Here is a 14,836-nt window from a genome sequence, read left to right on the forward strand (position 1 = left end):
TTAGATGGAAAAAGCAAAAATCAGTGCGAGCCAGCTGTTTGTGCTGATTATTCTGTTTGAACTCAGCAGTTCCCTGCTGATATTCCCCGGCCAGTCTGCAGAGCAGGACGCATGGCTGGCGATTCTGTTTGGAACAGTCGGCGGCCTTGCTCTGTTTTTAATGCATCATTATTTTTATCAGGTCAATCCGGATATGACTCCTTATGATACAGTGATGCAGATGTTTGGAAAGCCGATCGGCTGGACCATTTCATTTCTTTACATTATTTACTACAGCTACATTGCAGCGCGCGTGTTGCGCGATTTTGGCGAAATGCTGCTTACTTCAGCCTATCCGAACACGCCGATCGTTTTTGCAAACGGACTCTTGATTGCGGTTTGCATTTATACCGTCAGAAAGGGGATCGAAGTATTAGCGAGAGCCGGTGAACTGCTGTTTGGCATCATGTTTGTGATCGCGGTCGCAGGCTTTCTTCTGATCGTTTTTTCCGGTTTGATCGATCCGCGCCAGCTGCTGCCCATCCTTGGAGACGGTATCAAACCAATGTTGAATGCCGCGCTGACGGAAACCTTGTATTTTCCGTTTGGAGAGATCATCGTTTTTACGCTCATCATGCCGTACATCAGCGAGCCGAAAAAAGTCAAAAAAGCCGGTTTGTGGGCGATCGCGATCAGCGGAGCTGTTTTGTCCCTCAATGTGGCCATGAACATCAGCGTGCTCGGCGTCGATCTGAATATGCGCTCCCGCTTTCCGCTGCTCAGCACGATCCAAACGATTCAAGTGGCTGAGTTTTTGGATCGGCTTGATGTCATTTTTATGCTTGTTCTCGTCATTGGCGGCTTCTTTAAAATGAGCGTTTTCATGTATGCCGTCACTGAAGGAATCTCCATCTTATTCAAAGTGAAGCATTCGTCAAAAGTCGTTCACGCCGTCGGGATTGTGATATTAATTTTGTCGGTCTCCATAGCCAGCAACATTTCTGAGCATGTCAAAGAAGGAATTCAATTTGTGCCATTATACATACACTTGCCGATGCAAGTGATATTTCCGGCTTTCATGTGCCTTTTTGTGTATTTTAAAACAAGAAAGCGAAAAAAAGTGTAAAGTTGATGTTGACCTCAACCTTAGGTCACCCCTTAAGATTACATACCGAGGTGAAGTTTACATGCTTTATACGGTAAAAGAGGTTGCAAGATTGGCCAATATCACGATCAAAACGCTGTATCATTATCATAAAATAGGTCTTTTGTGTCCGACTAAGGTGACGGAAGCCGGCTACCGCCTGTATGGAATCAAAGAGCTCGAACGGCTGCAGCAGATCCTGTTTTATCGCGAGCTGGAATTTCCCCTCAAAAAAATTCAACAAATCTTAGACGGTGAAGCTGATCGATTGACACTTTTACGGGAGCAAAAAAAGCTTTTCCTCTCCAAAATGAAGAGGATGGAACAGCTTTTGGAGACGCTTGAGCAATCGATCAGGCACGCCGGGAAAGGAGAAATGATGGATCAGGAAGCGATGTTTAAAGGTTTTTCCAGCAGTGAAGAATGGGAGGAAGCGCTCGATGAGCAGAGGCAGTATTTGCAAGAGATGTATGATGTGGATATTCTGAAAGGTGAGCCGATCATAGCGGAAGAGATGAACGAAAAAGCCGAGGAAGCCAGCCGTTTCATGAGCGGGATGGCTGAGGCGCTAAAGAACGGTTTAAAACACGACCATGAACAAGTGCAGGCTTCGATTAAACAGCACATCGGTTTTTTAGGTATCACGGCGCAAGACTTTCAGGCGCAGACCCGTTTCTTTATAGAAGACGATTTTCACCGCGGTGTGCTTGAAAGCCAGCAGACAGGACTGTCCTATTATATGATGGCGGCGGCAGAAGCGTTTGCCGTCTAAAAAAAGCGGTGTCCCGTATGAGGCGGGGTTCTCATCTGATCTTGATGTTGCAAACAGATTCTTAAATTCCTGCTGAGGGGCATATTTCATTCCCTCTCAGGGTAGATACCCACTATTCTTGTTGCTACAATGAAACTAAATCATAATGTATAATCAATATACAATCAGTATACACTTCTATTCTCAAACACAGATCGAGCAGACATGAATATAATTTATTCTGAAGAGTATATTGTAAATACAAAAAGATCGAAGATGCTCGCTACATCTCCGATCGGCAATAGAATAGCTCCTGTAAGGGAGTCGGCTTTTGTCCAATCAAGGGTAGGAACGCCTAGATGTCGGAGTCTGGGGCGTTCTTACTTTTTTTTTCGAGAAACGATGGGCAAGCGACAGAATCCCTACAATCAAGATTCATCATTAACTGAATTGCGCTTTCCACATCCATGTTCTCACCTCCCTCTTGCTAAACTGGAGGTGAGCCGAACACCCCTGCAAGAAGCCGATCTATTTCTATATTTAACTTTAAAGGAAGCTGCAAATAAATAAAAGACCCTCTCTTTTTTCATGTAGTGTCCCTGAATCCTCCTTTTGGTAGCTGTGTGTTAGTGTCAGTATCATTACAATCAATGTCCCGAACAACGGAATTAATTGAAATGCAGTCCCTTCCTCTCAAAATAAATTTCGTGATCTCACCTCCTTTTTTTCAAAACAAAGTTTTTTGAAATTAAGTGTAAAAATTTTTTACTTCTATCGAGTCTCATTAAGATATATGAGCAGAGTGTGACATTTTAAAATAAAGACCGCCATCCTTTTTTAAGGTGGGGGCCTATCAGTTAAGGTTCATTTATTAAGATTTCATCGCATTCTATGCATTTTACCGCGATTTCCTTTTTAGAAGTGTTTAAACTTTCCAGGCTTTTTCTCTTCTTGCTGCTTTCCAGCCTCGTCGTGAAATCCTTTTTGCGCAATGCCGTGCTGGTGTTTTCATGTAAGATCACTCCTGAATTTAAAAACCCGAACAAAACAGCTGCCAGGCCCAATTAAGATAAAACCAGAATGAAAAATGTTGGCCGTTTTTCAGATCCTCGCTTAAGAAGCGGAAAGGCGGCAGTTGTTTTTTTGAATGCTATTTCCGGGCCGTTTTCATTAATCGTCGTCATCAAGATCCAAGAAGCGGCGTTCTCAAGGCATGAGAACGCCGCCGTTTCAACGAGGTGTGTAAAACGGGTATGTGCGGTCAAAGCCTGCGAAGCTTTTAGCCGGCCGTTTGTCTATGCTTGATCGTAAAGCTGCCTCTTGAAAGCCTGATGTTGACGTCAGATACTTTTGCGATTTGTTCGTCATGGGTCACCATGATGACGCATTTGTTTTCTTGATGGGCCAGGTTTTGAAAGAGGCGAACGATGTCTTTCGATGTATCTTCATCCAGGTTGCCCGTCGGTTCATCGGCGACGATCAGATCGGCGTCACAGCAGAATGCACGGACGATGGAAACCCGTTGCTGCTGTCCGCCGCTCAGCGTCAGCACCTTTTGCCGCGCTTTCTCTTCGCTGATGCCGACTTTCTCCAGCATCTCCAAAGCGTACTGCTCCGTGTTTTTGATTTTTGAGCGCGTAATCTCCATGGCTGACGTAATATTTTGCAGGGCCGTCATGTATGGCAAAAGATTATAGGACTGAAAAACGATTGATACATATTGATTGCGAAAATTGGTTAGTCCGATCTTGGAAATCGTTTTTCCTTTATAAAGAATCTCGCCTTCTTTTGGAACATCAAGCCCTCCGGCAAGAGATAAAAAGGTGGTTTTGCCGGAACCGGAAGTTCCGACAATCGTGTAAAACCGGCCTTGCTTAAATTCGATATTGACGTCTTCGAACAGAGATTGTTCTTGATCTTTGTACCAGTAGCAAACATCTTTAAATTCTAAAATATTGCTCATGTTTTTCCCTTCTTTCTATTCTTGTTTTGTTAAAATCGTTTTCGGATGGAATCGTAAAACAGAGATCGACGGCAGCAATGTTGCAAGTACAGCGATTAACAGGCCGATGCCGCCCAGCGCCATCATATCGCTGAGTGATACGTGAATATTCAGCTGGTCAATCGCTTCGACTTGTGCGGAGCTTTGTCCAAAGAATCCGCCGTCAGGCATACCGCCGCCTGCCATTTCGCCCGCGGACTGGCTGTCTGATTGCTCAAGCTGCTGGGACAAGAGCTGATTGCCGATTTGACCTGCAATAAAATTGCCGGTTAATGCGGAAATGCCGATGGCCAGGACTGCGATCATCAAAATTTCGGTCAAAAATTGCCCGATCAGTTTCCAGCGCTTCTCACCGATCGCCATCAAGACGCCCATTTCGTATTTTCTTTCCCTGATCGACATCATCACGATCAGCCCGAGGATCACCGCTCCGGCAATCGTGACGAGATAGACGACATTTTTGGAGAAGGAGGCCACATTTTCGATCGGACCGACCATCTGCTGGTACAATTGATCATTTGCATCCAATGTGAATGTATCTAAATCGATGCCGGTTTTCTTGGCCGCCGCGATGAACGCGTCGATGTTGGAAGCATCGTCCATGTTGTATACGGCTTCGTCAATCGTGTTTTTATAATCGTCTCCTTTTAAGGTTGACGCAACTGTAGACGGTGTATAGATTTTGTTGTACGGGTTTAAAAAGGCGAAGTTTTGCGCCTGGTTATCTCCTGAAGACGTCGTTTTGTAAATACCTACAACCTTCAATGTGATTGTTGTGTCTTCATCTGTGCTTGCTTTGACTTTGATCGTGTCACCGACTTCCAAATCATTTTCATCTGCGAGCGTTTCTTCAATCACGGCAACCTTTTGCTTCACATCATCTTCTGTCAAAGCGCGTCCCTTCGTGATTTTTGAAGTGCCGTCGGAGAATTCGTCAACCAGTGCCGTGCTTGTGACACCTTCGATCGATACGTCCGCCTGCATCATCTGACGTCCGCCTTGTTCATTGCCGCCAGGTCCGGCAGACTGCTGGCTGTCAGTATTAGATGAATCGGAATCCTCATCACCGCTTTCAATCGGATCGAAATTGTCCGCTAAAGCAGATGTTGAGGAGATAAAATTATAGCTTTTGACATGGTCAAGCTTTGCCAGTGTTTCAGCTGATTTGACGGAAACAGGTGTGGATGCAAACCTTTTACGGGTTCCTGATTCCTGCTGTTCCTTCATCATTTTTTCTCTGTCCACTTGGTAAGTGACACTGCCTCCCAGCTGTTCTCTCGCCAATTCACTCGACTTTGTAGCGGCTGACTGGATCGAAAGTCCCGTCAGCACCAAAACGCAAATCATCGTAAAGACAAACAGTTGCAAAAGGGTTTTCCCTTTCTTCGATTTCATGCTCCAAAAGGCGCGCTTGAAAAAATTCATAGCATTTTATTCCCCCATTTATATGATTGTGGTGATTGTCCATTCGGGGCAGCAGGACTTTTTCCTTACTGCCTGATTTCATATTAGACGCAACTTATGAAAAAATTATGACCAAACTGTTGCCAGTCCTTTAAATGTTCAGGAGAGAATTGAGAATTCAGAGAACGATGTGTAAAATGAATCTAATGTTTGACTAGCGGAGGCCGTTGACAATGAAAATATTAATGATAGAAGATAATTTGAGCGTATGCACGATGACGGAAATGTTTTTTGCGAAAGAAGGCTTTGAGACGGAATTTGTCCATGACGGACTTGAAGGATATAACCGCTTTAAATCGGGCAATTGGGATTTATTGATCATTGATATCATGCTGCCGTCAATGGATGGGGTTACGATTTGCAAAAAGGTCAGGGAAGAAAGCACCGTACCGATCATCATGCTGACGGCTAAGGATACGGAGTCCGATCAGGTGCTCGGTTTTGAACTCGGTGCTGACGATTATGTGACAAAGCCGTTCAGCCCTTTGGCGCTTGTGGCGAGAATCAAAGCGGTGAGCCGCAGGTATCAAAACACCGGGCAGCAGGCTCCCGCTGATGATGATATCCTTGAAACCGAGCATTTTAGAATCAATAAAAAGACGAGAGAGGTATTTTTAAACGGAGAGCAAATTAAAAACTTGACCCCGAAAGAGTTTGACTTATTGTATTATCTGGTGCAGAGTCCGAAACAGGTGTTTTCAAGAGAGCAGCTGCTTGAGCAGGTGTGGGGCTACCAGTTCTACGGAGATGAGCGGACGGTTGACGTTCATATTAAAAGGTTGAGGAAAAAGCTTGGCAGCGATTCACGCCCATTTCTGTATACCGTATGGGGAGTGGGGTACAAGTTCGATGAAGATTAAATATCTCTATCAGCTGCTGGCCAGCCATATCAGTATTTTAATATTGGCGTTTCTCATCACAGGAGCGGTATTTTCACACTTTGTCAAAAACTTTGCATACGAAAGCAAGGTTGACGAACTGACGTCCTACGGCTACCGGATCATGGGCGAAATGGAGATGCGGCCGAAAGGGGCGCCGGCCATTATGAAACCTTTTGAAGAAATTTTAAGAAGCAGGAAGATCAGTTTCTTCCTTTTTAATGAAAAAAAAGAAGTTCTGATGACTCCCCAAGACTTGCGGCCGCGAAAATTGCTGCTGAGCGATGAAGAGTGGAAAGAGCTTCAAGACGGGAAGGCCGTTGTCGTCAAAACCGATATGAACCGTTTTAATGAGGAAGTATCGGTCGTGGCGCTGCCCAACATCGTCAACAATGAATTTCAGGGGGGCATTCTTCTGACGGCACCGATCAGCGGGACGGAGGAAATGATCGGCGAAATGAACCGCTTTATGCTTTATACGGCAGCCGGTGTGATCTTAATTGCCTTTCTTTTGAGCTGGCTGACGTCCAAGTTCCATGTCAGCCGCATACAAAAGCTTCGCGATGCGACGAAAAAAGTCGCCGCAGGGGATTATAACATTCATATCGAAAATCGCAATTTGGATGAAATCGGCAGTCTGGGCACCGACTTTAATACGATGGCTCGGAAGCTCAAAAGCTCAAGCGAAGAAATCGACCGGCTGGAAAAACGGAGAAGGCAGTTTATCACAGATGTGTCCCATGAATTAAAGACACCTTTGACGACGATCAGCGGTTTGGTGGAAGGGATGAACAGCCAGACCATACCGGAAGATCAGCAGGAAAAATGTTTGAAGCTGATTACGGAGGAGACGAAAAGGCTGATTCGCCTCGTCAACGAAAATCTGGATTATGAGAAAATCCGCTCCAACCAAATAACATTGGAAAAACTGCATTATCCGCTGATCGAAGTGTTTGAAATCATTAAAGAACAGCTGGCGATCCAGGCGGAAGAAAAACATAATCAGCTGATCCTTGATGTGGAGGATCATGTGATGGTGAATGCCGATTATGACAGGCTCATTCAAATCCTTGTCAACCTGACGAAAAACAGCATTCAATTCACCTCAAACGGAACCGTTTGGCTGAGGGGAAGGGAAGACTACAAAGAAACCGTCATTGAAGTGGAGGATAACGGAATCGGCATCGATCAGAACGATATTGAGAACATTTGGGATCGTTTTTATAAAGCCGATTTATCGCGGACGAACACCCCTTACGGAGAGTATGGACTGGGGCTGTCCATCGTCAGACAGCTTGTCGCGCTTCACAACGGGACCGTCGAAATTGAGAGCGAGAACAACAAAGGAACGAAATTTGTGATCCGTCTCCCTTTGACATCGAGGGATGATGGTTAAGCAGCTTTGACAACGTCAGGCTGCTTTTTTTGCTGAATAAAAAGAACCCCTAAACTGGAACGTTTAAGGGTTGGCAAGCTAAGCTTTGATTTTGAACTTCTGAATGAGATCCTGCAATTCTTCGGCGTTTTGCGCAAGGATCTGGGATGAAGCTGCGATTTCTTCCATTGAAGCGAGCTGCTCCTGTGTTGCCGCACTGACTGTTTGCGTGCTTTCCGCGGCTGTTTCCGCCACTTCTTTCACACCGTTAATCGCGGTTTCGATTTCCTCTGTGCCGGCCGTCAGGTTTTTCACCAGGTCTGTCACACCGTTAATCTGCGCGGCCACTCCTTTAATCGCATTCTCGATTTTATGGAACGCGCCGCCGGCTTCATTGACGACGACAAGTCCTTCTTTGACTTCGCCGGTTGCCGAAACAACCGTATTCATCGTTTGTTTTGTATCATTTTGAATAATCGTGATCAATTTTGTAATCTGTTCTGCGGAGTGTGCGGATTGTTCCGCCAGCTTTCTGACCTCATCAGCGACAACGGCAAACCCTTTACCTTGTTCCCCCGCTCTGGCCGCTTCGATGGCCGCGTTTAATGCGAGCAGATTCGTCTGTTCTGCGATGCTCGTAATGACTTCAGTAATATTCCCGATTTCATTTGAACGGTCTGACAAATGCTTAAATGCTTCTGAGAGTGAGGCAACCGTTTCATTAATGGACTGCATCTGTGAGCTGACTTTTTGCATGACCGCCGTTCCTTCGAGCGACATTTGCGCGGTTTGATCAGCGGTTGCCGCCGCTGTTTCTGCATTGGAAGAAATTCTTCCGGCAAACTCCGTCATTCCTTTAATGATGGTTCTGCTGTTTTCGACACTTTCCGCCTGTTTGTCAGAGCCTGCTGCAAGCTCTTGAATGGTCGAAGAAATATATTCGCTTGCTTTCGTGCTTTCCTCAGCACTCGCGCTTAACTCTTGGGAAGAGGAGGCCACTTGATGAGACGTTTCACCAACCGTTTCAATGATCGAGCGGACGCCCGCCACCATATTGTTGAATGAAGATGTCAATAAGCCCAGTTCATCTTTTGATTGATACGTTCCTTCAACTGTAAAATCACCTTGCTCTGTTTTGGCAAACAATTTTTGAATGTCTCTTATCGGCTTGGCGATCAGCCTTGTGATTAAAAGGCCGATTGTGACAGATAAAATAAGAGCAGCAGCAATCACAGCGATGAGAAGCATGGTAAGCGAACTGGCTTCTTTAGCATCTTGCTGATAAATCGTTTTTGCGTTCTCAGCATTCAGCGTTTGAATCTCTTCAAGCTGTTTAGCGACAGCCTCTCTCTGAGGCTCCATATCTTTCAGGTAGACGTCATACGCCTCCTTGTTTTTGTTATCTATCGCAAGGCTCTGCATCTGCTTGCTGATGTTTTGCAAATCCGTATATTCGCTTTTAAAGCTCTCATACTTTTCCGATAGATTGTCCATTAAATTCAGTTGATTGATTTTTTCCATGATGGACGTGTTTTCTTCGTTTTTTTCATTGATGTTTTTTTGCAAGGTTTCATTTCGGTTTTTGTCTTTCGTAACCATCAATTCAAAGTTGTACGTATCAAGTTCAAGGTTGTTGGCTCTTAATTTTGCAAATAACTGATTGGGGATTAATTGCTCTTGATAAATCAACTCCGAGCCATTTGAAATTTTGTTCAATCCTCTGATGCCCTGGATGCCGACGATGGCTAAAGCAAGCGCGGAGATGATGATGATAATAAATAGCTTGCTTCTAATCTTGATGTTTTTTAGCAGGTTCATATTTTTTCTCCCGTCGTTTATTTACTATAGATATCGGTCTGTGAAGAGCGGTTGTGAAGAGAACTCATATGAAATTTCCGATATGCAAATAAAGGAACGGGAATATGTTCTCACAACAAAAAAACCCCATAAAAAAAGGGGTTTTTTACACGAGCACTTTCGCGAAGAATTCTTGATATAAGGCGCGGACCGCTTGCTTTTCCTGCGCTTCTTTGACACCGAACATCATGCTGACTTCTGATGAGCCCTGATTGATCATTTCAATATTGACATGTGCGTCAGACAGAGCTTTTGAAGCTCTCGCCGTCGTTCCGACATTATGGCGCATCGCCTCACCGACCACCATGATCAAAGCGATATTGTGTTCGATCGTCACTTCATCGGCGTCCAGTTCTTTCTTGATCCGTCTGGTGACCCGCTCTTCAATCGTTTCATCCATTTGATCCTGCCGCAAAATAATCGTGATGTCATCGATGCCTGAAGGGATGTGCTCATATGTCAGACCGTCGTCTTCAAGGATTTGCAGAACGCGGCGTCCAAATCCGATTTCACGGTTCATCAAATATTTGCTGATATAAATGCTGCAAAAGCCGCTGTCACTGGCGATTCCGACGACCGGACCGTTGGTGTTGTCCCGCTCAGCTACAACTCTTGTCCCTTCTGCGGCCGGATTGTTCGTATTTTTGATCTGAACCGGGATGCGGGCGCGGAAAGCCGGGATCAGAGCTTCATCATGAAAAACGGAAAAGCCGGCATAAGACAATTCGCGCATTTCCCGATAGGTGAGTTCGCGAATTTCTTTCGGGTTGGAAACGATTGACGGATTGACGGAATAAACGGCATCAACGTCAGTGAAATTTTCATAAAGCTCGGCTTTCAGGCCGTTTGCCAAAATCGAACCTGTAATATCGGAACCGCTTCGCGAGAACGTAATGACTTCGCCTTTCTGGTTGAAACCGAAAAATCCCGGAAAGACAATGATCCCCTTGTGCTCTCTCAGGCGAAACAGGTTGTCATATGATTCGGGCAGCACCTGGGCGTTGCCTGGTTCACTCGTTACAAAAAGGCCGGCGTCTTTTGGACTGACATATTCGGCTTCAATTCCCCGATGCCGGAAGTATGCCGCGACCAATTTGGCGTTGTTATCCTCTCCGCTTGCTTTGATCGCATCTATAAATCGTTCGGGATTTTGCTTATCGCCTTCAAGCAGATGAAGCAGATCCCGGCGGATGCGGCTGACCACGTCACCGCCAAGCCCCAGTTCCATTGCGATGTCGGCATATCGCCCGACAATCGTTTCGACAAGCTCGGGCGCTTCCCCTGATAATAAATACTGCCTGGCGCAGTCAATGAGCAGATCGGTTACTTTCGTATCTTGTGCATGGCGTTTCCCGGGGGCTGATACGACGACAGCTCTTCTCTCGGGATCGGAAGTGACGATTTGAAAAACCTTTTCAAGCTGTGCTCCTGTTGCAAGCGAACTGCCGCCAAATTTAACGACTTTCATTCAAGACATCTCCTAAAGTTTAAATTTTCACAATAAATTTAATTTTTATTATCACGCTTTTTACAAGAAGAATCAAGGTTTTTCTTTTCTAAAAGAACAAATGTGTTTTTCAGAAGGACTTTTTGATTGAATGAGCTGCATCATATTGACTATGTCAGAAAAAGTGATAAGATGATGGATGGGTCTTATTGATAATGATAATCATTTGTGGTTGGCTGAGGGGGTATGTTTTTTGTTTGGCAAGGAGGCTTTTGCAGCATGAAATTACGGTATTTATGGCTACTGCTTATCATTCTTTCTTTCTGTTCTGTTTTCATCGGCGTGAAGCCATTATCGCCTTTTGATCTTTTTCATTTGGATAAGGACGACATTCAAACGCTTTACATAAGCAGGATCCCCCGCATGATCAGCATCGTGCTCGCAGGCATGAGCCTCGCCATCTGCGGGCTGATGATGCAGCAGCTGACACGCAATAAATTTGTTTCACCGACGACGGCCGGAACGATGGATTGGGCGAGACTTGGCGTGATCATTGCCATGATGTTTTTTTCTTCGGCCGGGCTTGTGGTGAAAATGCTGTTTGCCTTCGTGTTCGCACTGATCGGCAGCTTTCTGTTTGTCAACGTTTTGGACAGAATCAAGTTTAAAGACGCCGTGTTCATCCCTCTTGTCGGCTTGATGCTCGGAAGCGTCGTCAGCGCGGTCTCGACGTTTATCGCTTATCAGTATAATCTCATCCAAAATCTCAATGCATGGTTTGAGGGTAATTTCTCACTGATCATGAAAGGGCGGTATGAGCTGTTATATCTGAGTATTCCGCTCGTGATCATCGCCTATCTGTACGCCAACAAATTTACGGTAGCCGGAATGGGTGAGAGCTTTGCCGTCAACTTGGGGCTGAATTACAAGCGAGTGGTCAACATCGGCCTGATCATCGTGTCGGTGATCTCATCCGTCGTTATTTTGACGGTCGGGACGCTTCCGTTTCTCGGTCTGATCATCCCAAACATCGTCTCGATTTACCGCGGGGACCATTTGAAAAACAGCCTTCCTCATACGGCATTGCTCGGCGCCGTATTCGTCCTGTTTTGCGACATATTAGGGCGGCTGATCATTTTTCCGTATGAAATTTCCGTCGGTTTGATGGTCGGCATCATCGGGAGCGGCGTATTTCTTTATTTGCTGTTAAGGAGAAAAGCCTATGCGTGATCAAAAGAAAATGTTGATCCTGATCATCATCGCGGCTGTTTGCATCGGCGTATTTCTGTTTTACGGCCTGCCGTCCGTCTGGGAATATGCCCTGCCGCGAAGAATAGCCAAAGTGCTGGCGATGATCGTCGTCGGGACGGCGATCGCGTATTCTTCGATGATCTTCCAGACGATCACAAACAACAGAATTTTAACGCCGAGCATTCTCGGACTTGATTCGCTTTATGTGCTGCTGCAAACGGCCATTATTTACTTTTTCGGTGCAGCGCGATTGGCCGACCTTGGGAAAAACGGCAACTTTCTATTGTCGACGGCCTTGATGATCTGCTTTTCATTTGTGCTGTTCGTCCTGATGTTCCGCCGCGGAGGCAGGCACATCTTTTTGCTTCTGCTTGTCGGGATCATATTCGGCACTTTATTTAGAAGCTTGTCTTCCTTTATGCAGATGCTGATTGATCCGAACGAATTCCAGGTCGTGCAAAGCAAAATGTTCGCCAGCTTCAACAATTTGAATACGGACATCCTGCTGATCGCTTCGGTGCTGATTGTGGCGGTTCTTCTCTATGCCTGGCGGTTCAACCCGTATTTTGACGTGCTGTCGCTCGGCAGAGACCAAGCCGTTAACCTTGGCATCGACTATGACCGGACGGTGAAAAAAATGCTGGTCGTCATCGCCATGCTTGTATCCGTATCAACAGCGCTCGTCGGGCCGATTACCTTTTTGGGACTTCTCGTCGTCAACGTCGCAAGGGAAGTGTTTAAAACATATAAGCACAGCATCCTGATTCCGGGAGCGGTTTTGTTTTCCATCATCGCGCTTGTCGGCGGCCAGTTCATCGTTGAAAAGCTGTTTGGTTTAACGGCGACTTTGGTTGTGATCATTGATTTTATCGGCGGGATTTATTTTATTTACCTGCTGCTGAAGGAGCGTAAAGGATGATAGAAGTTCAACATGTCAGCAAACAATACGGAGGCCAAACCGTTGTTGAGAGTACATCGCTTTCGATTCAAAAAGGGAACATCACCTCTTTTATCGGGCCGAACGGAGCGGGAAAAAGCACGCTGCTTTCCATGATCAGCCGACTGACCGGCATGGATTCCGGAAAAGTGCTGATCGACGGCAAAGAAATCGGTGCTTACAAAAGCCATGACTTAGCTAAAAAAATCAGCATTTTAAAACAGTCCAACCAGATCAACATCAGGCTGACCGTCAGAGAGCTTGTCAGCTTCGGCAGATTTCCCTATTCACAGGGAAGGCTGTCGCAAGAGGACTGGAGATACGTTGATGAAGCGATCAAATATATGAAACTGAAAGACATCGAACATAAGCATTTGGAAGAGCTGAGCGGCGGCCAGTGCCAGCGGGCTTTTATCGCAATGGTCATCGCGCAGGATACCGATTATATTTTGCTTGATGAACCGCTGAATAACCTTGATATGAAACATTCGGTGGAGATTATGAAACTGTTGAAAAATCTCGTCGAAAAGCTCGGCAAAACGATCGTCATTGTCATTCATGACATCAACTTTGCCTCGGTTTATTCCGACAGGATCGTCGCCCTGAAAAACGGGCGGATCGTCAAAGAGGGGCCTGTGGATGAGATCATTCAAACACCGGTGCTGAAAGACATCTATGACATGGATATCCCGATTGAGCAAATCGGAGACCAAAAAATTTGCGTTTATTTTAAAGGATGAGGTGATTATCTTGAAAAAACTATCATTATTGTTAATGGCGCTGGTGACAGTGCTTGTCATCGCGGCGTGCGGAAGCCAATCCGCTGATTCAGGTGCGAAAAAAGGAGAAACGGTCACAATCAAACATGCGAGCGGCTCAACAGATGTACCCAAAAATCCGAAAAAAGTCGTTGTCTTCAATTTCGGAGTGCTTGACACACTTGATGAGCTCGGATTAAGCGACCGCGTTGTCGGCCTTCCGAAGCAAAGTCTTCCGGCTTATCTTAAAAAATATAATGAAAATAAGTATGAAAGTGTCGGCGGACTAAAAGAGCCTGACTTTGAAAAAATTGCTGAACTTGAGCCCGACTTGATCATCATCGAAGGCAGACAGTCGGAACAATATGATGAGTTCAAAAAAATCGCGCCGACGATCGACATTCAGCTTGACCAGAAGAACTATATGAAGAGCTTTAAAGAAAATACCGAAAACATCGGCAAAATCTTCGGCAAAGAAGATGCTGTAAAGGATGAGCTGGCGAGAATTGATAGCCAGGCAGAGAAAGTCAACAAACTGGCTAAAGAAAAAGGCGGCAAAGGATTGGTCGTCCTGACAAGCGACAAACAAATCAGCGCTTATGGAAGCGGCTCAAGATTTGGCCTGATCCACGATGTACTTGGCGTTGAGCCTGCTGATCAAGACATCAAAGTATCCCTTCACGGCCAAAGCGTTTCTTCTGAATATATCTCAGAAAAAAATCCGGACTATCTGTTTGTCATCGACCGGAGCGCGGCCATCGGGGAAAAAGGAACAGCCAAAGAAGTGATTGAAAACGAAATCGTCAAATCGACAAACGCGTATAAAAACGGTCATATCACATACCTTGACCCGGGCTACTGGTACTTATCAGGCGGAGGACTTGAGTCTGTGTCAGAAATGGTGAAAGAAGTCGAAAACGGATTGAAATAAAAAACAGCCGGCACAGTCCGGCTGTTCAGGCTGTTGAGAAAATCCCGACAGCCTTTTTGAAA

The 14,836-nt window shown here is 45.5% G+C and carries 13 protein-coding genes; 9 read left to right on the plus strand and 4 right to left on the minus strand.

The window, feature by feature from the left end; all coding sequences use genetic code 11:
• The first annotated feature begins 4 nt into the window (after positions 1-4).
• From ACINLD_RS13895 to ACINLD_RS13905, 3 genes are all read left to right on the plus strand, one after another.
• A complete protein-coding gene (locus ACINLD_RS13895) occupies positions 5-1,105 on the plus strand; it encodes a GerAB/ArcD/ProY family transporter (RefSeq protein WP_026585900.1) in 1,101 nt (366 codons plus the stop codon).
• A 61-nt stretch (positions 1,106-1,166) separates the two neighbouring features.
• Positions 1,167-1,895 (plus strand): MerR family transcriptional regulator, encoded by a 729-nt coding sequence (locus ACINLD_RS13900; RefSeq protein ID WP_277692429.1) that lies wholly within the window; start codon positions 1,167-1,169, stop codon positions 1,893-1,895.
• A 1,059-nt stretch (positions 1,896-2,954) separates the two neighbouring features.
• Entirely contained in the window at positions 2,955-3,179 is a 225-nt protein-coding gene (locus tag ACINLD_RS13905) for a hypothetical protein (protein WP_277692430.1), read from the plus strand.
• Here the strand turns inward: ACINLD_RS13905 and ACINLD_RS13910 are convergent.
• Both ACINLD_RS13910 and ACINLD_RS13915 read right to left on the minus strand, forming a co-directional pair.
• Positions 3,154-3,837: an ABC transporter ATP-binding protein gene (locus tag ACINLD_RS13910; RefSeq protein WP_026585904.1), complete on the minus strand. Its 684-nt coding sequence runs from the start codon at positions 3,835-3,837 to the stop codon at positions 3,154-3,156. The genes ACINLD_RS13905 and ACINLD_RS13910 overlap by 26 nt on opposite strands.
• A gap of 15 nt (positions 3,838-3,852) precedes the next feature.
• Positions 3,853-5,301: an ABC transporter permease gene (locus ACINLD_RS13915; RefSeq protein WP_277692431.1), complete on the minus strand. Its 1,449-nt coding sequence runs from the start codon at positions 5,299-5,301 to the stop codon at positions 3,853-3,855.
• A 212-nt stretch (positions 5,302-5,513) separates the two neighbouring features.
• Between ACINLD_RS13915 and ACINLD_RS13920 the strand changes: the two genes are divergently transcribed.
• Positions 5,514-6,200, plus strand: a complete 687-nt coding sequence (locus ACINLD_RS13920; protein WP_277692432.1) for a response regulator transcription factor — start codon at positions 5,514-5,516, stop codon at positions 6,198-6,200.
• The gene (locus ACINLD_RS13925; RefSeq protein ID WP_026585907.1) at positions 6,190-7,614 is read left to right on the plus strand and encodes a sensor histidine kinase; all 1,425 of its coding nucleotides are present in this window, start codon (positions 6,190-6,192) and stop codon (positions 7,612-7,614) included. Before ACINLD_RS13920 ends, ACINLD_RS13925 begins: the two co-directional genes overlap by 11 nt.
• A 78-nt stretch (positions 7,615-7,692) precedes the next feature.
• On the opposite strand, the gene ACINLD_RS13930 is transcribed toward ACINLD_RS13925, so the two are convergent.
• Positions 7,693-9,411, minus strand: coding sequence for a methyl-accepting chemotaxis protein (locus ACINLD_RS13930; RefSeq protein WP_026585908.1), 1,719 nt, complete (start codon positions 9,409-9,411; stop codon positions 7,693-7,695).
• 145 nt (positions 9,412-9,556) lie between these two features.
• Complete coding sequence (locus tag ACINLD_RS13935; RefSeq protein ID WP_026585909.1) at positions 9,557-10,918, minus strand: aspartate kinase; 1,362 nt, start codon at positions 10,916-10,918, stop codon at positions 9,557-9,559.
• A 258-nt stretch (positions 10,919-11,176) separates the two neighbouring features.
• Here ACINLD_RS13935 and ACINLD_RS13940 point away from each other — a divergent pair, with 258 nt between their 5' ends.
• Genes ACINLD_RS13940 through ACINLD_RS13955 form a run of 4 tightly spaced genes read left to right on the plus strand, consistent with a single transcriptional unit; the run spans position 11,177 to position 14,774 of the window.
• On the plus strand, positions 11,177-12,127 hold the full coding sequence (locus ACINLD_RS13940; protein WP_026585910.1) for an ABC transporter permease: 951 nt from the start codon (positions 11,177-11,179) through the stop codon (positions 12,125-12,127).
• Complete coding sequence (locus tag ACINLD_RS13945) at positions 12,120-13,067, plus strand: iron chelate uptake ABC transporter family permease subunit (RefSeq protein ID WP_026585911.1); 948 nt, start codon at positions 12,120-12,122, stop codon at positions 13,065-13,067. The genes ACINLD_RS13940 and ACINLD_RS13945 overlap by 8 nt, the downstream gene beginning before the upstream one ends.
• Positions 13,064-13,825, plus strand: coding sequence for an ABC transporter ATP-binding protein (locus ACINLD_RS13950; RefSeq protein ID WP_077735718.1), 762 nt, complete (start codon positions 13,064-13,066; stop codon positions 13,823-13,825). Before ACINLD_RS13945 ends, ACINLD_RS13950 begins: the two co-directional genes overlap by 4 nt.
• Before the next feature lie 10 nt (positions 13,826-13,835).
• Positions 13,836-14,774: a siderophore ABC transporter substrate-binding protein gene (locus ACINLD_RS13955; protein ID WP_026585913.1), complete on the plus strand. Its 939-nt coding sequence runs from the start codon at positions 13,836-13,838 to the stop codon at positions 14,772-14,774.
• The last annotated feature ends 62 nt before the right edge of the window (positions 14,775-14,836 follow it).

Origin of the sequence: Bacillus sp. z60-11 (assembly GCF_046464135.1) — a bacterium.
Classification (GTDB): Bacteria; Bacillota; Bacilli; order Bacillales; family Bacillaceae; genus Bacillus; species Bacillus sonorensis_A.